Source organism: Wandonia haliotis, assembly GCF_039523435.1.
In the GTDB taxonomy this organism is placed as follows: domain Bacteria; phylum Bacteroidota; class Bacteroidia; order Flavobacteriales_D; family Crocinitomicaceae; genus Wandonia; species Wandonia haliotis.
Genome location: NZ_BAAAFH010000003.1, coordinates 800,334 through 825,606, shown reverse-complemented (window position 1 = coordinate 825,606; position 25,273 = coordinate 800,334). Strand labels below are relative to the sequence as shown.

The 25,273-nt window shown below is 40.1% G+C and carries 17 protein-coding genes; 5 read left to right on the top strand and 12 right to left on the bottom strand.

Annotated elements, in window-relative coordinates; all coding sequences use genetic code 11:
- Positions 1-147: 147 nt before the first annotated feature.
- On the bottom strand, positions 148-2,439 hold the full coding sequence (locus tag ABDZ97_RS04280) for an FG-GAP-like repeat-containing protein (protein ID WP_343785325.1): 2,292 nt from the start codon (positions 2,437-2,439) through the stop codon (positions 148-150).
- 12 nt (positions 2,440-2,451) lie between these two features.
- A complete protein-coding gene (locus tag ABDZ97_RS04275) occupies positions 2,452-3,534 on the bottom strand; it encodes a hypothetical protein (RefSeq protein WP_343785324.1) in 1,083 nt (360 codons plus the stop codon).
- A gap of 130 nt (positions 3,535-3,664) precedes the next feature.
- On the opposite strand from ABDZ97_RS04275, the gene ABDZ97_RS04270 reads away from it, so the two are divergent.
- The 3 genes from ABDZ97_RS04270 (at position 3,665) to rimK (ending at position 11,772) form a co-directional block, all read left to right on the top strand.
- Positions 3,665-5,392 carry an SLC13 family permease gene (locus ABDZ97_RS04270; protein ID WP_343785323.1) on the top strand — a complete coding sequence of 576 codons (1,728 nt, stop codon included), beginning with the start codon at positions 3,665-3,667 and terminating at the stop codon, positions 5,390-5,392.
- Between the two features lie 178 nt (positions 5,393-5,570).
- Positions 5,571-10,262: a S8 family serine peptidase gene (locus ABDZ97_RS04265; RefSeq protein WP_343785322.1), complete on the top strand. Its 4,692-nt coding sequence runs from the start codon at positions 5,571-5,573 to the stop codon at positions 10,260-10,262.
- Between the two features lie 124 nt (positions 10,263-10,386).
- On the top strand, positions 10,387-11,772 hold the full coding sequence (gene rimK / locus ABDZ97_RS04260; RefSeq protein WP_425542644.1) for a 30S ribosomal protein S6--L-glutamate ligase: 1,386 nt from the start codon (positions 10,387-10,389) through the stop codon (positions 11,770-11,772).
- A gap of 38 nt (positions 11,773-11,810) precedes the next feature.
- Here the strand turns inward: rimK and ABDZ97_RS04255 are convergent, their stop codons facing one another.
- The 4 genes from ABDZ97_RS04255 to ABDZ97_RS04240 form a co-directional block, all read right to left on the bottom strand.
- A complete protein-coding gene (locus ABDZ97_RS04255) occupies positions 11,811-12,494 on the bottom strand; it encodes an ABC transporter ATP-binding protein (RefSeq protein WP_343785321.1) in 684 nt (227 codons plus the stop codon).
- A 2-nt stretch (positions 12,495-12,496) separates the two neighbouring features.
- Entirely contained in the window at positions 12,497-13,756 is a 1,260-nt protein-coding gene (locus ABDZ97_RS04250; protein ID WP_343785320.1) for an ABC transporter permease, read from the bottom strand.
- Position 13,757: 1 nt separating this feature from the next.
- The gene (locus ABDZ97_RS04245) at positions 13,758-14,840 is read right to left on the bottom strand and encodes an efflux RND transporter periplasmic adaptor subunit (protein WP_343785319.1); all 1,083 of its coding nucleotides are present in this window, start codon (positions 14,838-14,840) and stop codon (positions 13,758-13,760) included.
- Positions 14,841-14,914: 74 nt separating this feature from the next.
- The gene (locus tag ABDZ97_RS04240) at positions 14,915-16,189 is read right to left on the bottom strand and encodes a porin (RefSeq protein ID WP_343785318.1); all 1,275 of its coding nucleotides are present in this window, start codon (positions 16,187-16,189) and stop codon (positions 14,915-14,917) included.
- 278 nt (positions 16,190-16,467) lie between these two features.
- Between ABDZ97_RS04240 and ABDZ97_RS04235 the strand changes: the two genes are divergently transcribed.
- Positions 16,468-18,933, top strand: coding sequence for a Na/Pi cotransporter family protein (locus ABDZ97_RS04235; RefSeq protein WP_343785317.1), 2,466 nt, complete (start codon positions 16,468-16,470; stop codon positions 18,931-18,933).
- 104 nt (positions 18,934-19,037) lie between these two features.
- Positions 19,038-20,606 carry a T9SS type A sorting domain-containing protein gene (locus tag ABDZ97_RS04230; RefSeq protein ID WP_343785316.1) on the top strand — a complete coding sequence of 523 codons (1,569 nt, stop codon included), beginning with the start codon at positions 19,038-19,040 and terminating at the stop codon, positions 20,604-20,606.
- 80 nt (positions 20,607-20,686) lie between these two features.
- Here the strand turns inward: ABDZ97_RS04230 and ABDZ97_RS04225 are convergent, their stop codons facing one another.
- The 6 genes from ABDZ97_RS04225 to ABDZ97_RS04200 all read right to left on the bottom strand — a co-directional run bounded on the left by ABDZ97_RS04225 (position 20,687) and on the right by ABDZ97_RS04200 (position 25,272).
- Positions 20,687-21,016, bottom strand: coding sequence for a thioredoxin family protein (locus ABDZ97_RS04225; protein WP_343785315.1), 330 nt, complete (start codon positions 21,014-21,016; stop codon positions 20,687-20,689).
- Positions 21,017-21,041: 25 nt separating this feature from the next.
- Positions 21,042-21,470: a DUF983 domain-containing protein gene (locus ABDZ97_RS04220; protein WP_343785314.1), complete on the bottom strand. Its 429-nt coding sequence runs from the start codon at positions 21,468-21,470 to the stop codon at positions 21,042-21,044.
- A 67-nt stretch (positions 21,471-21,537) separates the two neighbouring features.
- A complete protein-coding gene (locus tag ABDZ97_RS04215; RefSeq protein ID WP_343785313.1) occupies positions 21,538-22,845 on the bottom strand; it encodes a M23 family metallopeptidase in 1,308 nt (435 codons plus the stop codon).
- Positions 22,790-23,785: a tryptophan 2,3-dioxygenase family protein gene (locus ABDZ97_RS04210; RefSeq protein ID WP_343785312.1), complete on the bottom strand. Its 996-nt coding sequence runs from the start codon at positions 23,783-23,785 to the stop codon at positions 22,790-22,792. Before ABDZ97_RS04210 ends, ABDZ97_RS04215 begins: the two co-directional genes overlap by 56 nt.
- Before the next feature lie 104 nt (positions 23,786-23,889).
- Entirely contained in the window at positions 23,890-24,783 is an 894-nt protein-coding gene (locus ABDZ97_RS04205) for a TIGR01777 family oxidoreductase (protein WP_343785311.1), read from the bottom strand.
- A 45-nt stretch (positions 24,784-24,828) separates the two neighbouring features.
- Complete coding sequence (locus ABDZ97_RS04200) at positions 24,829-25,272, bottom strand: GNAT family N-acetyltransferase (protein ID WP_343785310.1); 444 nt, start codon at positions 25,270-25,272, stop codon at positions 24,829-24,831.
- Position 25,273: the final 1 nt, after the last annotated feature.

Genomic DNA, 25,273 nt, shown 5'->3' with positions numbered 1-25,273 from the left:
TTTTGGTTCGATTTTCACCCGATCTTCTCCACCAAAGCCTCACATCTCTGCGAGACTTTTTTATTTCTCTGTATTTCCCCTCTATGCATAAATAAAAAAGCAGTACCCATAAAGGATACTGCCTTTCGCTTGATCTATCTTCTTTATTTAGTACTTCACAAACTTTCGTACCAGTTTACTTCCATCTTTAGCAGTTAAAGAAAGGAAATAAGTCCCCTGAGGAAGTTTAGAAACATCGATATTTTGTTTCGACTTTTCAACTTTCATCACTTCGGCACCAATTAATGAATAAACGGATACAGTATGGTTATCAATATTCCCGCTAAACTGAACAGACAACATATCCGTTACCGGATTCGGGAATACAACTAATTCTTCTGAATTCAACTCTGTAATTCCCGCAGTTGGGTTTCCAACATGAATTTCTTCTGATACCTGATTGGTACTCGTTCCATTTGAATTCTCTGCAACAAGGCTCACAAAATAAATCCCCTCTTCGTTGAACTGTATTTCCGGATGTTGTGTTGCAGCATCCGTTCCGTTAATAAATGCCCATCCCGAAGCAGGAGACACTTCCCATTCCCATCCGTTAGGACATTCTGTTGACTCATCAGCAGCTATAATTGTACCTCCAACCGGAATATCGTTTGCACTTACAGAAAATTCAGCTACCGGTTTTGCAGCCGCTCCTTCCAACAAGTAAAGTGTTGAGTTGATTTCAGGCGTACAGATCACATCAACCAATCCCGAAGGCCAACGAACAACTACTGAATCAATTTCATCTGCCAATCCCAGTCCGAAGTGAGGGTTTAAAGTACTGCAATATCTGAAACCTGTCCCTGATTGAACATCACGAATCTGTCGTCCCCAGTCTCCATAAATTTCAATTCGCGCACCAATACCATTTCTATTACTCTGTACACCTTCCAGGTTCATTTTAATCCAGTTGTTTTCATTTCCATCATTCAGATAGATATTATTACCATTCTGTACATCAAGGAAACCATCATTATTCAAGTCTCCCACAGCTCCCACAACCATCGGTACTGTATAGGGCGAAAATGTCATATCCCCGTTATTAAACATGATAACGTTTCCACCTCCAAAAACATCTGCAAAACCATCATTATTAAAATCGAAAGTAATATGCTCTATATTCAGATGCGTATTTGCATCCCAACCACTTCCTGCTGTAATATCCGTAAACGTTCCATCCCCGTTGTTTCTCATGAACTTATGAGGACCATCAGCTGTAGAGCTCGCCCCTACAACAACATCCATATCCCCATCGTTGTCAAAATCATTCCATGCAGAAGACCATGTTTGCACAGGATCTGACAAATTTGACTCTATTGACACATCGGTAAACGTTCCATCTCCGTTATTTCTGTGTAATTCATTAATTCGGGCGGAAGAAGATCCTCCCCGGCATTTTGCAATAAACAAATCCTGATCTCCATCATTATCATAATCAATCCATACGGAACCGTAATTCCCCCCATCCGGGTGATCTCCAATCCCTCCCTGGTTAAATGACAGGTTTCCTGAGCCATCATTTATGTAGTATACGTTCGGATCAACATCATGACAAACAAATGCATCCAGATTACCATCATTGTTGATATCAACAAAATTACTTCTCTGAGAAAAAACATATTGCGGTCCGGCGATCACCTCGTATTCAGTACCTGTTTCATTTGCCTTTAAAAATGCCACCCCTGATCCACCACCGTATAGTAAATCATTGAATCCATTCTTATCATAATCAGCAATAGCCATACTCCAGGATGGCAAATACGAAGTCCCGGCCGTAGCTATTGTCGTATTAGTAAACCCTCCTATGGCTTGTTGATAATGCACCTGTATATTTCCGGAAGAAACAGTGACAATATCATCCAGATAATCACCATTCATATCTCCGATAGCAATTTTATAACTTCCTGAGATGGTTGGGATATACACCCCTGTAAACGTAACAGGTAATTCAACCGGATTTTGTAATATGGTTTCCGTTAATTCAAAAACAAATCCATCCGATTCCCATTTATTATCCCAGGCAATATAGTAAACCTCTCCCTGTTCTGCTGTAAAAGAAGTGACAGACAGCACCCCTGCTCCCGCATCATCATCACCGGCAACACAGGTCAACTGACCACACGTCCCCGTATAAACGTGCACCCTGGTATCTCTTCCTGTATTCGCAGCAAGATCAGAGCTAACCGTAACCGTATAGTCATTATCCGGCACATAGCGATACCATTCAGCATTCATAGCCCCGGGACCATTTAGGGCGCAAACCGGATCGGGTATTTCTGTCCCGTCAATGTAGTCGATAGTGTGTAGCCCTTCTGTAATCGTCAGCGCTTCACTACATGTGTTCTGACCGTATGCCATACCGCCAGACAACAAAATCATCATAAGTAGTTCTTTCCTTTTCATATAGTTGTTTTTTTATCCTCCGCAAGGAGAAAGCGTGTTTATCCATTCTTCCAAAAGCTGCACTCCCTCTTCATGCACAATACTTCTCCCCAGGAGAGGCATTCGTGTAGCTTCAGACGTCGAAGACAATCTAAAGTGCATGACTGACCTTGCCGTATTTGACGGAGCGACAATATAAACTAACGCTGAGTTTATTTGTTCATCCGGCTCAACACAAACCCCAAGGTTACTCAACTCTGTGGTTTCAGAATAAGCAAGTCGTAAAGGTCGGTAATCACAGTGGCTATTTTCGCTGTGACAGTGTGCGCAATTTATATCCAGGTAAGATCGAAGCCTCAGGTCAACAGGCTCAGATTGGTCTTTATAATCAACAAGAGAAACATAATTTTCAGAGAAACCTCCCTCCAAATAACCTTTATCAACCATTTCCTGCAATTGATTTTTCATTCCCGATGCATACTGATGTAGTTTGTTCATGTGCTGAGGCTTCACGCCAATCGGGATAGGGTTACTGTTAAATTTATGACAGATAAGGCACTCCGTTTCCGAAGGAATTCTATAGTTCGTTGATTTCTGCACTCCATTCTCCATCCAAGAAATTTCAGTATAACTACCATTCATATCAAGATAGGCTTCCGTTTGCTCATCATTCCAAACATATTCTGCAAATATCCATCCTGATGCTTCTTTTATAAGTAATCTTGTTTCTATAATCCGGGTTGTATTCCCCGGCAATACATTATCATAATAAAAGTTCTTTATCAGGATCGTACCTATTGGGAAATCCAGCAGTTTATTTCCTTCTACAAATGTTGCCTTCTCTCCACCTTCTGGCATCCGGATGAATCTCTTTTTCTTGGCATAATCTGTAAATAATGACGAAATTGGTTCATACGAAAAAAGTTCATCCTCCGGAATTTGATTCTTCATATCTCCTTTGAAAAATCCATAATCCGAAAGTTTCTGATATGGCATTGGCCCCAACTCAGGATTCACAGCAGGCTTAACCATAGGAGTAATAGTCTCCACCTCCTTTTTACAGGAAAAAACAGATAAAATAAAAACTGTTGCAAGTGGTAGTAATATTCTGTTCATGTTGCAATTTAAACAAAATTGTGATTTCGTAAAAAAAATTTAAACATTTTATAACTCTCTTTTTCACAGGTTAAAGAAAACTTTACCTTACCATATAAGTCCTACCGATTTAGTATACTATATTTGCAAAATGATTTCTCCGGAAATAACAGTAACACTAGTTGTAATGGTCATCACAACTATTCTATTTGCTACAGAATGGATCAATATTGGCGTTACTGCAATTGCCGGTATGTTGGCTCTCACTGTCTTTGGTGTCATCTCTCCGAAAGAAGCTCTGGAAGGATTCACCACAACAGCCATTATTACAGTTGCGTTTATGTTTATTCTCAGTGATACCGTCCTGAGAACAGGAGCTTTACAACATTTTGCATTTTCTATTGAAAAAAACTTCAGTAAAAATTTTAAGCGCTCTTTGTTTGTAATGATGTTAATCATTGCACTTGCTTCCGCGTTTATTAACAATACACCTGTAGTCGCCATATTTATACCGGTAGTAATTCAGTTAGCCTACAGTACAAAAACAGATGCACGAAAATTACTGATCCCCCTTTCTTTTGCTTCCATCTTTGGTGGTACCTGTACACTAATCGGTACTTCTACTAATCTTCTGATAGACAGTCTTGCGCAGAAACAAGGCTTTTCGGGACTATCCCTATTTGCTCCTGCAGGTGTTGGTGTGATTCTCCTGCTGGCAGGCACCTGCTATGTTGTGTTTATAGGCATACACGTATTCTCCCGCAAAAAGGATAAGACAGGAACCTCCAACTTTTCTCACTACCATGTTGAATTAGAGACACAACAGGATTATCCGGAAAAAACAATAACTTCTGAAATACAAAAACTACGTCTCCCTTTATCGTCCGTAACTCATTCAGGTCATAAAAGATTCAGGATAACCTGTACTTTTGAAGAATTAACAACTTTACTGCAACGTCTGCGTAACACTCCTTCCATTTTCACAGTAAGAAACAGCTTCTCATCTACAGATAGCGAGACATCTATTACCGAAGTCAGTGTCCCTTATCATTCTGAACTGGAAGGAAAAACACTGGCTGAACTCAATTATATCAAATCCTTCCGAGCCCGCCCCGTAGGACTTGCAGCCATACGGTCAACCTCTTCCATCTGGGAACATCCTCTTCACACAGGAGATAAAATTATTTTTCAGGTAAGACGTGATCATCTCGAATCTTTTCTTCAACTTGAAAAAAGTGTCCGATCGCCAATTACTTTTCTCAGCAAAAATCATATTATTGATTTCAACAGAGGTAAGTTTCTATTTATCCTGCTTGTTTTTCTTCTGCTTTTCAGCACAACATCAATCGGATTAATTGACTTTACAACAGGTTCACTGTACTCTGTTATTTTACTCGTAATCAGCAGACAGGTAAAAATCCGACAATTATTTACTGCAGTCAACTGGAAGGTGATTCTCTTACTTGGCGGAGCTTATTCAATAGGCATAGCTATGTCGAACTCAGGAATTGATCAGATACTCGCCAATGCCATTCTTGAAAACCTCACTGACTACGGTCCTGTAGTCGTTTTGTCTGCCGTATACCTTCTAACCTCCATACTAACTGAATTTATGACAAACCATGCCGCCGCAGCCATGATTACACCTTTAAGTCTTTTGATTGCTCAAAAGATGGGAGTTGCTCCGGAACCCTTTGTCATCACAGTCCTTTTTGCTTCTTCTGCCAGCTTTATGACACCAACAGGTTATCATGCCAATACAATGGTTTATGGTGTCGGCAACTATAGATATGCTGATTTCTTAAAAATTGGTATTCCGCTCAACCTCTTGTTTTGGTTACTCTCAACTCTTCTAATTCCTCTATTTTTTCCTTTTTAGAATTTTATATTTTTAACAAAAACTTTGTCTTTTTCGTTCTTTTCTAATAACTTGGAGGCGCTAAAAACTAAAAACTAGAATTGAAGAAAAGGACTTTACAGACTACTATTATCTCTTTTGGGAATGGTATTTCAATTCCCTTCTCTTCGCCCATTAAAAACTCAAAATTTCAAGGAAAATGAAAAAACAATTACGCTTAGTACTACTCTTGTTTTTCATACCTCTGTTTACGTTTTCACAAAACGTATATGAATGGTATCAGGACGGAATAGTAATCTTTCAATTAAAGACATCTTCTTCGTACACCATTCCTTCAAAGGATAAAATGGTTGATCTCAAGAAAGTCGATTTTCTGGCTGCATTACAAACCAGATACGGAATTTATGAAGCAAAACAGCTTCACCCCAATGACAGGGATGAACTTCTGAAAAAAACTTACCAGATCAAATTTACAGAGGTTGAAAAAATAGAAACCCTCATACGTGAATTAGCAAAGAATCCAGTGATTGAGTATGCGGAGAAAAAAGAACTTCACAGGCATTTCCTTACCCCTAATGACCTTGGAGCGAACAGTACTACCGGTACTGGGATGTGGCATTTACACAAAATGCAGGCTCAACAGGCCTGGGATCTTTCGACTGGTAATTCAAATGTTATAGTAGCTGTTACTGACGATGCTATTCTGACTTCTCATCAAGATCTTACTAATAAACTGGTTCAGGGACACGATGCCACTACAGGTGGTAACGACCCTAATCCTTGTGGAGCGAATGACGGTAATCATGGAACCCATGTATCGGGAACGATCGGAGCCGAAACCAACAATAATTTGGGAGTTTCCTCTATAGGATATAACGTAAGTGTTATGCCCGTACGAATCGGAGACTGCTCCACGGGAGCACTGACAGCCGGGTACGAAGGTATCAACTGGGCTGCCAATAATGGAGCAGACGTTATTAATATGTCCTGGGGAGGAGGAGGTTACTCCAATTACGGACAAAATATCTGTAACGCAGCTTTTAACGCCGGCGCTATTCTTGTTGCTGCTGCCGGAAATGATGGTACCAGCCAACAGTTTTATCCCGCTGCCTACAATAATGTAATCGCAGTTGCCAGCACAACTATTAATGATACAAAATCCGATTTCTCTCAATATGGAACATGGATTACTGTTTCATCTCCCGGCTCAAGTATAAGAAGTACCTGGGCATCCAGCAACAGTGCATACGCACGGATAGACGGAACTTCAATGGCTTCACCTAACGTTTCTGGTCTCGTAGGACTAATGAAGTCGCATGCTCCTTCTGCTACGAATCAGGATATTATTAATTGTCTTTTAAGTAGCGCTGATGATATTTCATCTGTCAACCCTTCTTACAACGGGCAGTTAGGATCAGGAAGAATAAATGCTTACGAGGCTCTTCTTTGCCTTGCGCAGTATAATGTAGATACAGATGCCGGAATAAGTGAGGTTGTATCACCGGGAGCAACTATTTGTGGCGGATCTTTTACGCCCCAGGTAGTTCTACGAAACTTCGGGGCAGACAATCTAACGAGTGTAACCATTACATACAACTGGAACGGATCACCCCAGACATACAACTGGACAGGGAATCTTGCTACAGGACAATCACAAACAATCACTCTTCCTGTTCAAACAGGGGCAGCAGGGAACTATACGTTTACTGCCTCAACATCTAATCCGAATAGCACAACGGATGAAAACACTGCAAATGATTCTTTCTCTTCATCTTTCAGCATGGATCCTAACGGACAAATGGTTGACTTTACGATTCAGACAGATTGTTATGGAGAAGAAGTTACCTGGCAAATCCTTGATAATGCGAATAATGTAATCCTGTCGGGAGGTCCTTACACGAATTCCGCAACCGGGACAACTGAAAACCTATCACTCTGTTTACCCGTTGGTTGTTACACATTCGAAATAGCTGACAGCTACGGAGACGGGATGAACGGAAGTGCTTACCAGGGATGTAGTATAGATGGTGATTATTCTATGACGGATGAAAACGGAGGCACTTTATTTCAAATGACAGCAGCCAATTCAAATTTCGGAAGCTCAACTTCTCACCCATTCTGTATTATTGCTCCTGATAATTTCAATGATGCGGGGATCACGTCGATTCTTTCTCCTTCGGGATCAATTTGTACAAATTCCATCACACCTCAGGTAGAGTTACAAAACTTCGGACTAAATGCACTCACCTCTGTCGTAATCAATTACCAGACTACAGGAGGAGTTCAAACGTATAACTGGTCTGGAAACCTTGCAACGAATCAGTCAACAACAATTACTCTTCCCGCAATCAGTGTTAATGCAGGATCAATAAACCTTGTTGCTTATACCTCCAACCCAAATGGAACTACCGATGACAACACGGCAAATGACCAATCTTCAACGAATCTGGTTGTATATTCCGGAACAGGGCAATCACTTCCTTTCGTAGAATCCTTTGAAAACAATCCGTTTTCAAATGGTGTCTGGACGCTTGACAACCCGGATAACGCAACAACCTGGGAAATTGCAACAATCACGGGAACAACTCCCGGAAATCAAGCAGCAAAAATGGACTTCTACAATTATGCACAATCCTCAAGAAGAGATGGTATGATCAGTCCAAAATTAAATTTTTCCGGATACTCTTCTATTGACATGACCTTTGAGCACGCATACAGAAGGTATAATCAAACAGCCACGGATTCTCTTATCATTTATATTTCTACAGATTGTGGTGCTTCTTACCAACGTATCTTTGCACGTGGTGAGGATGGAACCGGCTCATTTGCTACTGCAACAACAACCAGTACCAATTTTACTCCTGCCAGTTCAGATGAATGGTGTATGGGAACAGTAGGATCAAGTTGTTATTCAATCAATCTGGATGCTTATATTGGCGAGCAGGTTCTTATCAAGTTTGAAGGCTTCAACGCAGGAACTGTTGGAAACAATCTTTTCGTTGATAATATTAATATAAGTGGTGTTCCGAACGGTACTTCTCCGACACCTTCCTTTACACAAAACAGTCAATCCGTATGTGAAGGTCAAAGTGTTACTTTTACAGATCAGTCTACTGCTAATATCACAGCATGGAACTGGAGTTTTCCTGGAGGAACACCTGCTACATCTACTTCTGCAAATCCAACTGTTACTTACGGAACACCCGGAACTTACGACGTAACCCTGGAGGTTACTAATGCATTCGGGACAGAAAGTATCACCACGTCGAATCATATAACGGTGAATGCAACTCCTTCTGTTTCTATTACAACTCCTTCAGCTACTATTTGCAATGGTAGTTCAGCTAATCTTACAGCTAGTGGAGCTGCTTCATACAGTTGGGATAACGGTTTAGGAAATGGTACTTCACATACTGTCTCTCCTTCTTCAACCACAACGTATACAGTTACAGGGACATCGGCTCAGGGTTGTACAGCAACAGATGCTATTACAATTACGGTAACCTCTGCTCCTGTACTAAGCGTAAATGCAACTGAATTGACCATTTGCTCAGGAGAAAGTACAACATTATCTGTATCCGGAGCAGGAAATTACTCATGGAATAATGGATTAGGAAACGGTGCCTCGCATATCGTTTCTCCTTCTTCAACTACAACTTACGAAGTAACAGGAACTCAGGGAAGCTGTAGCACAACAGAATCGATTACGATTACTGTAACAAACCCGGCTCCTCTTAATGTTTCTTCAGGTTCTATGACGATATGTGAAGGAAGTTCGACGACACTTACTGCTGCCGGTGGAGCAAATTATTCATGGTCGCCTTCGGGGTCATTAAATACATCTACAGGAAGTTCAGTTGTTGCAAGTCCTACAACAAGCACAACCTATACTGTGGTTGATAACTCTGCCAATTCATGTGCGCAGCCCGGTACAATTACGATTACTGTAACACCTGCTCCGCAAGTTAATGTAAGTACCTCATCAACATCTGTATGCGCAGGAGCTTCCGCTACACTAAATGCTACAGGAGCAAACTCGTACAGCTGGGATAATGGTCTCGGGATCGGAGCAACGCAAACAGTATCTCCATCCAACACGACTACTTATACGGTTACCGGAACAACCGATGGTTGCTCTTCAACATCCAGTATTACAATTACAGTAACGCAGGGATCTTCTCTTCAGGTAAGTGCAAGTGAAAACAGTATTTGTGAAGGAGAATCAACCACCATTTCTGTAAACGGAGGCTCCAATTATTCATGGACACCCGGTTCCAATCTGAATACTACTACCGGAAATGTTGTAGTAGCAACCCCTTCTTCGACCACAACTTATACTGTACAGGGAACATCCAGCTGTGGAACGGAAACCGCTACCATAACTATTCAGGTTAATGCAAATCCTTCAGCACCATTTATTACCCAGACAGGAAATACACTTTATACTTCTGTTCCGGCAGGAGCCTCGGCTCAATGGTATCTTAATGGTAACCCTGTACCTAATGGCTCAGGAGCATCTCTTGTCATTACAGAAAGTGGAACTTATCATGTGGTTATCACATCAAATGCAGGCTGTAGTACATCCTCACTTGATTTCAATGCTACACTTGATACTTCAGGTCTAGGCGAGAATGATTCTAACGGAGAGTTCTCTGTTTTCCCGAACCCCACCCAAAACAAATTTTCCGTAGTATTCCCTGCCAATGCAGGAGTAACTGCAATCCAGTTATTTGATATGTTAGGAAAAGAGATTCCTATGCATTCGGGTAATGAACCTACTTCAGGAACAATCATGGTCTACGACCTGACTGACTTTGCTGAGGGAGTTTACCTGCTTCGTGTACAAAGTAGTTCAGGAAATAAAACAACCAAAATCATTAAACAGAAATAGTCTTTCTCAGATTACACGCCCCGTTCTTCACCTTAGAACGGGGCTTTTTTGTTTTTTAGCATTCCATTAATCCCAATTCTCCGAAAAAAAATTACCTTGCAAAAAAATAAGGAAAACAGTATCGATGGATATTAATCAATTTATCGTTGTAGGGAGTGAGGAATGGTGTTCGCTTCCTGAATTAGGAATCCCGGCTATTAAAGCTCGCGTTGATTCGGGAGCAAAAACCTCGGCCATACATGCATCTAACATTACCAAGTTCATGAAAGATGGTGAACAATGGGTAAGTTATGAAATTCATCCTATTCAAAAAAACCGGAAAGTAATCATCCACTGCTCATCGAAAGTGCATGACACGAGAATGATTAAAAATACGAGTGGGGTATCTGAAAAACGTTATGTTATAAAAACAGCATTACATATCGGGGATCAAACCTGGGATATTGAAATAACATTGGCGAACAGAGACTCAATGGGCTTTAAAATGCTTTTGGGAAGAGAAGCCATGAACGGGAGAATTCTCGTCAACCCGGGAGAAGGAACACGTCTTAAACAATACTCCAGAGAGGAGATCACTTCATTTTACGGAGATTTACGTGAAACCAAAAAAGGATTAAAAATTGCCCTTCTTGCCAGTAACCCGGAGTTATATAGTAACAAACGGATCATTGAAGCCGGACAGGAACGCGGGCACGAAGTTATCTTTCTGAATGCAGAACATTGTTATATGAAACTTGATGCCCAAAACCCTGAAGTTCGTTATCGGGGGGGTAGTATTCTGAATGACATTGACGCTGTGATTCCGCGTATAAAACCCAGCATGACCTTTTACGGGTGTGCTCTGCTTCGACAATTTGAATCAAAAGGAATATTCTGCATGAATGACGCTTCTTCCATTGCGCAATCACGGGATAAACTATTTGCCTCGCAGTTACTTGCCAAACACGGAGTTCAAATTCCCATCACGGGCTTTGCAAAATCTCCATCGGACACAAAAGATCTTATTCACATGGTCAATGATGCTCCTTTAATTATCAAGCTATTGGAAAGCACACAAGGAAAAGGAGTTGTTTTAGCGGAAACGAAAAAAGCTGCCGAATCTGTCATTAATGCATTCAAGAGTTTGCAAACTAATATCCTTGTGCAGGAATTCATCAAAGAGTCAGATGGAAAAGACATTCGCTGTTTTGTGGTAGATGGAAAAGTTGTAGCTTCTATGATGCGTCAGGCGCAAAAGGGTGAATTCAGAGCAAACATTCATCAGGGGGGAACTGCATCAACGGTACGCATTACCGCTGAGGAGAAGAAAATGGCTTTAAAAGCAGCGAAGGTTCTTAATCTTCAGGTAGCAGGAGTGGATATTATCCGCTCACACAGAGGACCTCTTCTTTTGGAGGTCAACTCTTCTCCCGGATTAGAAGGAATTGAAGGTGCTACCGGAAAAGACATTGCTGACAGCATGATTGAGGCCGTTGAGAAACGACTTGGCTTTTCAAGAAATGATCCCTGACAAAACAAATTAAAAACAGATGGCTGTATTATCTTGACTCATTCTCTTTTATGCGAGATAATACGGCCATCTTCCATTTCTATTATACGATCTGTTTTATTGGCAAAATCCTCATCATGAGTAACGATAAGTAACGAAAGATCTTCTTCATCCGATAATTCACGAAAAATATCAAATACAATAGAAGCATTTTTACTATCCAGATTACCTGTCGGCTCATCTCCCATAATTATCGAAGGATTGTTTATCAACGCCCTTGCTATTGCTACTCGTTGTTTCTGACCACCACTAATTCGGCTGGCTAGTTTTGTTGCCTGACTGTCTATATCGAGTAACCTGAGCTTTGTCATAGCATCGTGTTCTATCTCTTCTTTCGTTTTCCTTCCCAACTTCAAAGCCGGTAACATAACATTTTCCAATACCGAAAACTCGGGAAGCAGATAGTGAAACTGGAAAACGAAACCAATGTGCTCATTTCTTATCTTTGAAAGCTGTTCGTGCGAAAGACCGGTAACTAGCTGTTCTTCCATTAACAAATCTCCTTCGTAGTCTGTATCCATTGTCGAAAGGATATACAGCAAAGTTGATTTTCCGCACCCCGACTTTCCCATAATTGAGACAAACTCTCCTTTTTCCACTGAAAATGAGATATCTTTCAACGCGTGGAATCGGTCCGGAGCATAGAAATATTTATTAATCGATCTGGCTTCTATAATCTTCATAGTTATTGTCCTCTTATTATATCAACCGGATCAATTCTTTCTGCTCGTCTTGCGGGAAGATATCCGGCAAAAAATGTTGACAACAGAGCAAAAACAGTACCTATCACATAAAAAGACCAATCAAAATTGACCGGAAAAGTTTTTATGGTCGGTAAAGCTTCTGTTTCAAAAGGTGTATGACTAATTGCCAAAGAACCAAAATAACCAATCAAAAGCCCGAGCAAACCTCCCATCAAACCAATTAACATGGCTTGCAGAATAAAAATTCGTTTTACATCTCCACCTGAGAAACCGGTTGCTTTGAGTATGGCAATATCGTTCATCTTTTCATAAATAAGCATGTTGAGAATATTATAAATCCCAAACCCTGCCACAATCAAAAGTGTTATAGAGACTGCATACGAAATCATATTCCGAATAGATGTTCCCGTTTCAAACTGGGCGTTTGCTGTTTGTATATCCACAGCACTTACACCAAACATACGATTCCATTTAGCAGCAAGTTCGGGAGCTCTTTCAAGATTATGCAATTTCACATGAATATCTGTGATGTAATTATCCCCTTCACCCATCAGTCGTTGCGCCATTTTGATATTCACATAACTCTGAACATTATCAATATCCGCCAGCCCGCTTTGATAAATACCTACTATTTTTAGAGTAAATACACTTCCCTGAGAAGAAGTTACCTGTATATTTTCTCCTAATTCGAGAGAAAGTTTTTTTGCCACACCTGCTCCCAAAATAATTCCTTTATCATTTTTAGCCAGATCTTCAGCTCTACCCTGTACAATATAATCCCCTAACTGGTACAGCCGGTTTTCTTCCAAAACATCTACTCCCAATAACGAACCATTTAATTCAGTTGAACCTCCTCTGTAAAATCCTCTTGCCTTTACCTGTGGAATTGCTCCCTGTACTTCCGGTTGCTCATTCAAAAAATGAATCAGCGGCAATGCATTTGCTATTCGTTGCTGACTTCTTTTGGGTTTCACCGAATGAATTTGTTTGGTATAATCTCCGTAAGTAGCAGAAAAATCCAATGGCTGCAATTCACTGGGCACAATTTCATTATATAAACGAACATGTGGCGTCCGGTTCAGGATCATTCCGTCAAGCAGACCGTTCAGACCGGTCATGAAGCTCATCATAATAATATAAGCTGCAATACCAAAGGTAACCCCTAGCGCAGCCACAAATGTCTGTTTCTTCCTTGAAAATAAATGAGTCGTCGCAATCGAAAAAATCAGATTCCACTTCATATTACTCAGGCTTAAATAGTTTATCTCCTGCGCTTAATCCACTGATTATTTCGACATGGCTCATACTCACCAAGCCGGTTTTCACCTCCTTACGACCTTCTGTTGTTTCAACGTGCTTCCCGTCAACCAGGTAATCTCTTGGGATAACCAATGTTTTTTCTTTTTCAGCAATTACAATGTTTGCCTCCCCTGTTAATCCCATATAAAAATTTTCGGGGATTGTATCAAACACCGCCTGAACCCTAAAAGTCTGCGTCCGGTCTTCCATTTTCGGAAAAATCTTACTTACACGTGCTTCAAAAACCTGATTAGGAAATGCTTCCAGTTTAACAATCACTTTCTGATCTTTTCGGATTCGTCCTATATCTACCTCATCGACCGATAGATCTACCAAAAACTCATCCGCAGATCCAACAATAGCAATTGTCTCCTGCATGGTAACGTACTCTCCCGGTTCTTTAAAGACCGCATATACCAAACCATTCATCCGACTGCTCAGTGTATAATCTCCTGACCTCACATTTGAAGACTCCACAGCATTTTGCGCCTGTTTCATCTGTGTCTTTAGTTCTTTTTCAGTTCTCTTCTTACGCTTCTGAAGTACCCCGTATTGCTCTTTAGACACATTATAGGCTAACTCGCGTGCGTCGTATTCTGCTTTTGACCCGACATTTCTTTCAAACAGTTCTTTTTGTCTGAAAAAATTAAGTGAATCATTTAATAACTTAAGTTTCGCTGTCTGAATTTCCGCATTTACTTCGGCAAGTAGGTTTCCATCTCCTTCATAATTGGCTTTGGCCAAAGCAAGGGATAATCGTGCACTCTCTTCATTAAGTCGGGAAGTAATATCTGTCAAATGGAACAACAACTCTCCTTTATCCACTGTATCTCCCTCATTTACTAACCGCTCTTCCAAAATACCCGAAGCAGAGGCATTCACATTATAGTAATCATAGGGTTCCAGAACAGCACTCGCATAAACCGCTTCGACAATACCTGTATTTTCAGGGGAAATTGTTTCCCTTTTTTCTGAACAGGAGATAAGCGTGAAAAAGGTCAGCGAAAAGAAAGTAAATTTATACATAGCATTGTATTTCCCGCTAAAATAACAGACTAGCGGTTTAAATACAATGATAATTATCAACAATCTCTGTTTTCCTAAAAATTAACCTGTAATTGTAGACGAAGAAGACTTCCCTTTTGGAAATTATCCTGATTCTCAAAATCTTCGTAACGACGACTCGAGAAGGTATACATGGCTACCAACTCAAAATTCTTGTACGGAAGCCACTCAATACCTATTTCATATTCATTCACATGATAGCTTCTCGCGTCCCTTTCGTGTTTTTTACCACCTTCATAATACTGCATACGGACAAACGGATAGATAAAATGTGAACCGGCCTTAATCCTTGCACTCATTGTAATGTACCCCCCCTGAAGATCATTCAATTCAATCGCTCCGGTTGCTTTATTAAACTCCGGCCCTCTTCCGATATTATATTCCGCCTGAATACCAAACGGTCTTGGATACAGAACCGTTGTCAATGCAATTCGCTGATCCAGATATGTGTAGTCGTCTTTGTGTATAACACCTTCTGAGACACTTCCTGGACTGAGTGTGTATCTTCCCGTATACACCTGAATTCCAGGCTCAAAAATCTGTCCGCCAATTTCAAAAGGATAGGTTAACCGTGCAACAATATGTGGTTGATTGTTTAATTCCGGTCGATTTGCTGTTTGCCCGTTATAGACTCCCAGTCCAAAAACACCATAATCTCCACTCCCTTTATACCCCTCTCTGGTAAGCATTGAAAAACGCTTTCTGATTTTTTTGGGTGCCCAGTAGAAAAAGATTCCGATATCCCGTTCGTTCCTCAACGCACTGTTCAAAGCATCATCCCTGTCAAGTGGTAACCGATTTTGACTGGATTGCATATTCTCAAATCCAAAGGGAATTTTCGTCTGTCCGATACGAAATCGGAACTGATTATCGTTATCCAACCCAATATCAAAATATGCATCCCTTAACTGTAGAAAATGTAAGCTGTTTGCATTCACTGAACTTGCAAAATCCGGCTGAATATAAAAATAAACCCGCGGGTGTACCTGTCCAAAAAACACAACACGTGCACGTCTCAATGAAAATCCTCCGTTCCTTCCCCAGGACTTATCACACTGTTCACATCCCAAATCCGGATTTGTCTCAAATAATCGGTTATATCTTAATTGTGCATATCCGCGTATATTAATCCGTTCATACCACTTCTTCTCCGGCTCAAACTTAACGGGAGCATCCGGAACATACAAATCTCTTTTCTCCCGATTCTTTTTCAGAGAGTCTCTCTGGGCGTTAACAACTCCCTCAAAAACAAACAACTGAAGAACAATAATAAAAACCTGAACCGAAAAGAAATTTGTTATTCGCATCATCCAAAAATTTTTGGCTGCAAATATGATCTATTTAATCTTAAATTAAGGTTGAATAACTTTTCTATAAACTTTTGTTAATCCTGAATTAACATTAAAGTAGCTTCACCTCAAACTCCATACCGCTTCAAAAAGCTCATTACAAACAAATTAAACCCGCAAAAAAAGCTCGCTTATTTCCTTGCAAACTGTATACTATGAACTTAACATTTTGTTAACATAAGGTCAAAACCCTTTCTTTTTACAAAAAGTAAATTTGCACTCCATTAATTGTAAATAACATGGCAAGACTTGCTTTGCGTATTCTGGCAGTATTACTGCTGGTTAATTTCTCCGGAGTTGCACAGGCTCTACCTGATTCGGAAGTCAGTGAAAAGAAGATCACTTCTCAAAACATCAATGACATTTTATTTGACAACGTTGAATTGAGTCAATATGTCTCAGGAGTAGAACTCCTTTGGAATGATACTTCACTTGTTTCTCCTTATTTCGGAAAGTATTCAATTGTTGCACAATTTGCAGAAAAACCACTTGAAGGATCATTGTTAACTCCCGAATGGAAATTATCATGGGTAAAGCCTATTGATGGAAGTCGTCTGTTTTTCCTGAACGGCTTCACTCCTGACAAAACATACCTGATAAAACTTGGTGTTGTAGAATCTTCGCTTGTCAAAGACGAAATGACAGAGGGGGACTTCAAATGGTGGTCAGCTGAAACGGCTTTCAAAACATCAAAACTATTCAACAATATCAATCTAAAGCCAGGAGAAGGAACAATCAATGTACAGTGGACGCTCGATTATGAAATTATTGATCAGTTATCCAACTACTCTGTTATTGTAGCTCATAATACGGCTATCGGTGAGAAAAGAAATAAAAGCGGATATACAGGATCAGACTGGGTAGTGAGTGAACCAATGCCAATTAAGACACTTAACTATGAAATCACGGACTTAATTGATGCCGAGAATTACGTTGTTAAAGTGGGGCTGACCAAAAAAGACAGTTCATTGGCTGAACCCATCTGGTCGGGAAAAAGCAAAACAGAAACAAGTCGTTCATGGGGTGTAATCCGCCTTTTGATCCTCATCGGATCACTTGGTTTGTTTATCTACGGAATGAAGATTATGTCAGAAGGTCTTCAGCAAACGGCAGGAGCAAGATTGCGTAATTGGTTACGATCTATTACTTCTAACCGTTTCAAAGGAGTTTTGACCGGATTCGGAATTACTTCTATTGTTCAGAGTTCTTCTGTAACAACTGTAATGACCGTTTCGTTCGTAAATGCCGGTTTGATGACACTGAGAGAATCAGCCGGAGTTATGATGGGAGCGAACATCGGAACAACTATTACTGCGTGGCTTGTACTACTCGTAGGATTTAAAGTCAGTATCGACAGTTATTCTCTGGTTCTTATCGCGCTTGTTTTCCCTCTGATATTTATTAATCGCGGAAAGACGAAAGCACTTGCTCAGGCAGTTATCGGCTTCTCAATTCTCTTTATGGGGCTTAGTTTCCTTAAGGACGCCGTACCGGAATTAGATGAGAATTCCGGGCTCGTTCAGTTCTTCACGGCTTACAAAGAACCAACCTTCTTTACACGCATTTTGTTTATCCTTCTGGGGGCTATGGTTACCATTGTTGTACAGTCCTCTTCTGCAGCCATGACATTAACCATGACACTGGTGGCAAAAGGAATACTTCCTTTCGAAGTAGCTGCTGCAATGATTCTGGGAGAAAACATTGGTACCACAATTACTGCAGAGTTGGCCTCTCTTGTTGGAAACGTTCACGCCAAACGATCGGCTCGTATTCACTCTATATTTAATGTCATTGGTGTTGGTTGGATGATTATTATCTTCCCGTTCTTCCTTGACTTTGTAGGTTATCTTGTTTCCATTCTCAGCAATGATGTTTGGGACCCAAGAAATCCAGAATTGGCAAATGAGGGACTCGCAGTATTACACACAGCATTTAATGCGATTAATGTACTTGTACTGATCTGGTTTGTTCCTCAACTCGTGAATTTGGCTGAAAAAACAGTTAAATCAAAAGGAAAAATTGACGAAGAGTTCCGTCTTGAATTTATCGGAACCAATATTGTGGACACACCTGAAATCTCTATTTACGAAGCGAAAAAAGAAGTTGCGAAATTTGGGGAAATCACTAGTCGTATGTCTCACTTTACCCGTCAATTGCTTATTGATCCGGATAAAAAGTCTTTCAAACGTAATCTGGAGAGAATTCAGAAGTATGAAGAAATTACAGACCGGGTAGAAATTGAGGTGGCCAAGTATCTGAACAAGGTATCGGAAGGAGAATTAACACAAGAGAACTCTCAGGAAATCCGGGGGCTAAACAGTATCACCAATGATCTTGAGCGAATCGGGGATATTTTCTACCAGATGTCCAAGACACTTGAAAGAAAATCTGATGAAAAAATATGGTTCAGTCCTCAGCAGCGTCAGGGACTATTAGAAATGTTGGATTTGGTAGATCAGGCATTTGAAGTAATGGTAGAGAATCTATTATCTGAAAAGACGCAATCCCGTCTTGATCTCGCCATGCAATTAGAGGATCAGATTAACCAAAAGCGTGATGAACTCCGAAACATTCATCTTGAGAACATGGAATCTCCGGAGTACAATATTAAATCCGGAATGACATTCAACGACTTATTCTCATCGTGCGAAAAAGTTGGGGATCATATCATTAACGTTTCCGAAGCAATTGCCGGAAAGATTTAGATAAATAAAAAATCAGAACATATGAAAAGCGAGGCAAATTTTGTCTCGCTTTTTTGTTAATTGAGTTTTTGGGTTAAATTTGTTACAATTAAAATTCCTTGAAAATGAAAAAAATAATACGCTTGTTTGCTTGTTTGTTATCGGCGGTTATGTTTAATACAGTCGCCACAGCACAACAGCAACCCACTAACGGGGGGTTCGAAAATTGGGATAATATTGGATCTGATAATCGTGAACCTTCCAATTGGAACTCCTTCAAAACAGCAGACTGTCATCTTGGTGCATTTACTTGCCCCTTTGCAATGGAACGACGACTTGACAGAGAAACCGATATAAGACCAGGTAGTGCCGGAGAATATAGCGTTCGGATTTTCTCTACTTCAGCTGTAGGAATCATTGCAAATGGTAACCTGACAACAGGGATGATTAATATGGGAAGTATATCCCCGAGTGATCCATCTAATCACAACTATACCAGAAGAGATGATGCTAATTTCAATATGCCCTTTACAAACATTCCAGATAGTTTGGTAGTATGGGTTAAGTTCAACGCAGCTAACTCTGGTAGTTTAGCCAGAATATCCACATCTATTCATGATGATTACAACTATCGTGATCCGGAAGATGCCACTGCTTCTTCACATGTAGTTGGTAAGGCTACATTAAACTACCCTCCTACAAATGGAGAATGGGTAAGAAAATCGATCCCTTTTGATTACAACTTTCCTGCAAATGATGCGCAATATGTACTTATTACCTTCACAACGAACATGACTCCGGGTGGAGGGGATGAAAATGATGAGGTATTCATCGATGATCTAGAGTTTATTTACAACCCAAATACAGTAACAATTACACCCGTAACAGATCAATACTTACTTGTTGATGAAGCAGGAACTGCACTAACTGCTACGGAACTAGCCAATGCAGCTTCACAAGACGCCACTATCACCAGAGAATGGAAGTTTTCAAATACTTCCGGATCGGGATATGCTTCGTTTAGTTCTCCTGAAACAGGAGCTACATACACTCCCCAGTTCAATGCTACAGGAACTTATTATGTGATTTGTGAGTCAACTTTTGGCGGGGAAACGGTTACTTCAGACGAAGTTGCGATTCATGTCAGTGAGACCATCCCCAATATAGCTACGGTTACTCCAAATGCTACTCAAAATCTGGATGTAAATGAGTCAGGAACTACACTTACTGTAGCTGAAACGCCAGCTGCAGCATCTTCAAGAGAATGGAAGTATTCAACAACATCAGGATCCGGATATATGTCATTTCTATCCGATGAATTCGCAACCAGTTACACACCTGTTTTTGCAAGTTCAGGAACCTATTATGTGATTTGTGAATCTAACTTCGCAGGAGAAATTGTTACTTCGAATGAGGTACAAATTAACGTGACATCTACGAGTGGTATATCTGAGTTTGAGGAGTCGGACATCGTTGTTTATCAAAATAACGAAAAGCTTTACCTTGATCTAACGAATTCTTCATTTAAAGGTGAAAAAGTATCTATTTACACTGTAGATGGGCGTCAGGTGAAAGAAACTGCTGTTACTTCCAACGCTGTAACAGCTATCAATATTGATTTCCCGAATGGAATTTACCTTGTTGTTGTACAGTCTGCTAATGCCAGTTCACAACAAAAAATCTTCATCCGATAGTCAAACAAAAAGCTTGTAAAAGAAAAGGGATGTTTAAAACATCCCTTTTTTGTTTCGTTGTGCACGAACAGTCAATTTCTTCATTTATCCAATTCCTGCCTTTGTTCTTCCTCTAGTAAAGCTACTTCAATAGCTTGTTTTAATTCAAATCTGGAAAGGACTCCCTGCGTACGCCACAAAATCTGCCCCTCTTTAAACAATAAAAAAGACGGGACACCCAGTACCTTATATTTTGCCGTAGCATCTTGATTGTTATCCGCATTTACTTTCAAAAAACGAACCGTACATCCGTATTCCTGTTTCAACTCATCCAAATAAGACAACGTCTCTTTGCAAGGTGTATACCAATCTGCATAAAACTCAACTAGCACAGGAATTTCACCTCTGATAATCTCCTTAAACTCACTCATAGTACCACTCATTTCTTCTGCAAAATTAATTGGCTAGTTTTTCACTCCCGATTTTTGTCGTCTTTTCTTTGGTTTTTTTAGCTTCCGGATTATATTTTGAGAAAAAATTCATCCAAATCAGACGACTTCCCCGAAACGTAACGGGGGCAAGGACGAAAACACCCAAAACAATGTTTATGATGTAATTGTAATAATCCGCATTCGGCCAAAACCAGTAGGTAAGAATGAAAATTGCTACAGAAAAAGCCACAGTCATAGCATAAGAAACGTACATAGCGCCATAGAAAAAACCATTCTCTATTTCATATTTGTGACCACAGACACTACAATGGTCGTGCATTTTATCAAATTCTTTAAAATTGTAAACTTTCTTAGATTGATACACATCTCCTTCATGACAAACGGGACATTTCCCCTTGAATACGCTGTAAAATAAGCTTTCTTTGTAACCCATGATATTCCGTTTTACTACGCTTCAAAGTTACAAATTGTAGTACGATTAAAAAGTGACAAATATCACTTTACTTCTTCCTCTTCCAGGATAAGTCATCCAGTTCTTTCTTAACTTCCCTAATATTTTCTAGATAGATCGGTAATACTTCTTCTTTTAACGGTTCTGACTTCGGTAATTTTTGCGACCTGTGATCTACCTGTTTCCCATTTTTCCAGAAACGATAACAGACATGTGGTCCTGTTGCTAATCCCGTGCTTCCTACGTAGCCGATCGTCTGCCCCTGCTTCACCCTTACTCCCGGTCGAATTCCGTCTTCTATACGACTCATGTGCAGGTATTGTGTCATATAAACATCATTGTGACGAACTTTCACATAAATCCCGTTAAACTGGCTTCTTGTTGCTTCAATAATGGTACCATCAGCCGTACTAAAAATGGGAGTTCCTGTGGGCGCAGCATAATCTGTACCCAAGTGTGCTTTGTATCTCTTTTGTACCGGGTGGAAACGTCTTGAGGTAAACCCTGAACTTATACGCGAAAATTGAACCGGAGCCATTAAGAAGGGTCTCTTCATTTCTTTCCCCGTTTCATCGTAATAGCCTTCTACATGAGCCGAGTCCAGTTTAAAATAAAACGCATAGTTCGGTGTTTTCCAATGTTCGAAAACAACCGCCTCTACTCTTCCCATTCCAAAAGGAATACCCTCCACACTTTTTTCTTCATAAACCACCTTAAACCGATCTCCTGCCTGCAGTTTAAAAAAGTCTATACTCCAGGCAAAAATCCCAGCGATTGACTCAGCCAGTTCTCCTGTAAGTGCAATGTTACCAGTCTGTTGATTAATCGTTTCAGTAAGATTGGAATTCTTGACAATTTCCCCGATAATTGTTTTCCGTTCTATATCAATCGGTTTTTCAAATCTTTTTACCGACAGGCTATCTGTAAAATCGAAGATGAAATAATCTGTGATGCTCGATTCGTAAACAATAAAATCTGCCTTCCCTAGTGTATCTCCTTTAGGAATAAACGCTGTAAAAGGTTTTCCCGCAACAATGTACTTTAGCCCGACCAAAGAATCCCTACCTGCTGCATCCGCCTTCATAATTGATGCGTGATCAATTCCAAATGGGGCTAACAGATGAGAAAGCGTCCATCCATCTTCTACAACTCCCTCTTGTAGCGTATACGGATCAATGTTAATTCCGAATTTTGTTTCAGGTTCACGAACTACCGTTTCTTCTGATTTTTTATCTGTATCCTCTGGTATTACGTTCGCATCAGATGTACATGCTGAAACCAGTATCAGTATAACCGCTAAACTACCTTGCCAATACTTCATCCACCCAACTTTTTCCCCAATTGTCTTTTTCTTCATCTGACCACAAATTTGGGTAAAAAATACGTTTCTGAAAGCGAGGAGGCAGGTATTTCTGCCAGTTTGTACCTCCTGTAGCCGGTGTGTCATCCGAATTATTCTTTGTCAAATACCGTACTGCAGATTTATAGTGTACTAAAGGCCAGTTGATATTTACATTTACATCCAGTTGTCGCATTTCTTTTCGCAGCGCATCTGTCACTTCTCCGGCAGATTCAATTTCCAGGTATTTTTGCCAAATATTTCTTGTTTCAAATTCACGTGCCAACTTCAATAACTGGTCGGTATATTTTTGCTCGAAATGTTTTAAAGTAAGTGTTTTCGCACCGGATTCAAGCTCTGTAGCACCTTCTTTCCAATAGATGTATTCAAACTTATCCTCTACTGTCGCTGATAATAACTCTTCCCTTTTTGGTAAAGAAACAATATTGATCAGGTCAGTAGAACAAATCTCAATCATTCTGTATTGTGCACTCTGAAAACCACTGGCAGGAAGCAGTGCCATCCGGAATTTAAGGAATTGCTCCGGCTCCATTCCCTTAATCATGATATCAAAAGATTTGGTTAGTGCTTCAAAATAAGCATTAACTCTTCGCAGTCGTTCGGTAAAGAATTGGACATCTAACTTTTCATTCCATCCTTTATCCTGTCCCAGATCAGATATCTTTTTACCATTGTAAGCGATCTGTTTCAATTCACTGAGCGACAGTTTAAAATACAATTCCGTAATCTGGTGGTACATGATGAAAATAAGCTCATCTGGAAAGTCTGTTCTGGGATGTTGTAAAGACAACAGAGTATCTGTCATAATATAATCCCAGTATCCTAATGGATTAGCATATAAAAGGCCTTCGAGATAACTTTCCGTAGGTTGTCCTATGGAGGTATATTTCTCTTCAAGCAATTGAAGCTTTTTCTGTATTTCCGGTGTCATTTCCATGAGAAGTCGTTTGTACAAAAATAACCAAGTACTTGAAATATATCACTAATCCGTAATTGAGTTTTATGAATTCGGTAGAAACTGTTAAAGTTTTAACTAATACACTACGCAGGCATGAGATTATTCAAGGCTGCTTCAATGGTTTTATATTTCATACTAAACCCTGTTTGTTGCAATTTAGATGTATCTACTTTAGGTCCTTTCAGCAATATTTCACTCATCTGTCCCAATACCAATTTCAATACGAACCCCGGAACTCCGAAAGGTAGCATCGGTTTGTGTAAATGTTTCGCAAGAATACGTGAGAATTCTTTGTTTGACACCTGCTCCCCACTCACATTATACGCCCCCTCCAGTTGATGTTCCATCAGGTACACAAATGCTCTGATCAAATCATCCTGATGAACCCAACACATCGGTTGTTGTCCATTTCCAAGCGGAGAACCGACATATAATTTAAAAGGAGCTGCCATTTTCTCTAACGCACCTCCGGATTGTGTTAACACGGTACTAATACGAACCAATGTTACCGGACAATATTTTTCAAAGGATTTAGCCGCCTGTTCCCATTCTTTAACAATATGCGAAAGGAAATCAGATCCATACGCATCCGCTTCAGCATGAGAATTTTCATCAATCGGATAACAATTAATTCCGGATGCACTGATATACTGTTTCAAACCAGGCATTTCATCAGCAAATGATTCCAGAAAAAGAGCAGGTTTAACGCGGGAATCAATCAGCTCCCGTTTTCGTTCGGATGTCCATCGTTTATCAGCAATTCCAGCTCCGGTCAGATTGATGATTGTATCGACATCTGTCAATGCATTTCTATCCAATTCTTTCGCGTCCGGATCCCAGAAAAAGAACTTTTGTCGATCACACTTCCTTTTATTTCTTGTCAGAATTCGAACCTTATGGTTATTCCTCTCCAGTTCTTTGACTAAAAGGGTTCCTATCAAACCGGTTCCTCCTGCTATCAAAATGATCCTGTTCATACTCAAGAAGCTTTTATTTGGAACAAAATACAACGAAAAAAGTTCTTAAAAGAACAAACGTCCGTTTATCCACTCGTCGTCTAACAAAGCTCCTTTTTTATTGTAAAATTCGATAGCCGACGTATTCCATTCCAATACCTGCCAGTCCATTCTCTTTGCTCCCTGCCTCTTTCCTTCTTCTACAACACGATCAAAAAGTTTACCTCCCACTCCGTCTTTTCGGTATTCCGGCTGAACATAGAGGTCTTCAAGATAAATCGTTCTTCCTTTCCAGGTCGAATACCCAAAATAATACAGGGCAAATCCTACTATTTTTCCGTGTTCATTTTCAGCAACGAAAGCAAAACATCTCTTCTCCTGAAACAGATCAATCAATAATTGCTCCGGAGTAGTACTTACAGCATCCGGCTCTTTCTCATATACAGCCAGTTCAATAATCAATTCGTGTATAGCTACAGAATCTTCAGGAACAGCACGACGAAATTTCATA

Bases quoted from the DNA above. Each gene is read 5' to 3' on its own strand.
- ABDZ97_RS04205 (WP_343785311.1), bottom strand. From the start codon at position 24,783: ATGAACAGGATCATTTTGATAGCAGGAGGAACCGGTTTGATAGGAACC.
- ABDZ97_RS04225 (WP_343785315.1), bottom strand. From the start codon at position 21,016: ATGAGTGAGTTTAAGGAGATTATCAGAGGTGAAATTCCTGTGCTAGTT.
- ABDZ97_RS04240 (WP_343785318.1), bottom strand. From the start codon at position 16,189: ATGATGCGAATAACAAATTTCTTTTCGGTTCAGGTTTTTATTATTGTT.
- ABDZ97_RS04270 (WP_343785323.1), top strand. From the start codon at position 3,665: ATGATTTCTCCGGAAATAACAGTAACACTAGTTGTAATGGTCATCACA.
- ABDZ97_RS04275 (WP_343785324.1), bottom strand. From the start codon at position 3,534: ATGAACAGAATATTACTACCACTTGCAACAGTTTTTATTTTATCTGTT.
- ABDZ97_RS04210 (WP_343785312.1), bottom strand. From the start codon at position 23,785: ATGGAAATGACACCGGAAATACAGAAAAAGCTTCAATTGCTTGAAGAG.
- ABDZ97_RS04215 (WP_343785313.1), bottom strand. From the start codon at position 22,845: ATGAAGAAAAAGACAATTGGGGAAAAAGTTGGGTGGATGAAGTATTGG.
- ABDZ97_RS04255 (WP_343785321.1), bottom strand. From the start codon at position 12,494: ATGAAGATTATAGAAGCCAGATCGATTAATAAATATTTCTATGCTCCG.
- ABDZ97_RS04245 (WP_343785319.1), bottom strand. From the start codon at position 14,840: ATGTATAAATTTACTTTCTTTTCGCTGACCTTTTTCACGCTTATCTCC.
- ABDZ97_RS04230 (WP_343785316.1), top strand. From the start codon at position 19,038: ATGAAAAAAATAATACGCTTGTTTGCTTGTTTGTTATCGGCGGTTATG.
- rimK (WP_425542644.1), top strand. From the start codon at position 10,387: ATGGATATTAATCAATTTATCGTTGTAGGGAGTGAGGAATGGTGTTCG.
- ABDZ97_RS04200 (WP_343785310.1), bottom strand. From the start codon at position 25,272: ATGAAATTTCGTCGTGCTGTTCCTGAAGATTCTGTAGCTATACACGAA.
- ABDZ97_RS04220 (WP_343785314.1), bottom strand. From the start codon at position 21,470: ATGGGTTACAAAGAAAGCTTATTTTACAGCGTATTCAAGGGGAAATGT.
- ABDZ97_RS04265 (WP_343785322.1), top strand. From the start codon at position 5,571: ATGAAAAAACAATTACGCTTAGTACTACTCTTGTTTTTCATACCTCTG.
- ABDZ97_RS04250 (WP_343785320.1), bottom strand. From the start codon at position 13,756: ATGAAGTGGAATCTGATTTTTTCGATTGCGACGACTCATTTATTTTCA.
- ABDZ97_RS04280 (WP_343785325.1), bottom strand. From the start codon at position 2,439: ATGAAAAGGAAAGAACTACTTATGATGATTTTGTTGTCTGGCGGTATG.
- ABDZ97_RS04235 (WP_343785317.1), top strand. From the start codon at position 16,468: ATGGCAAGACTTGCTTTGCGTATTCTGGCAGTATTACTGCTGGTTAAT.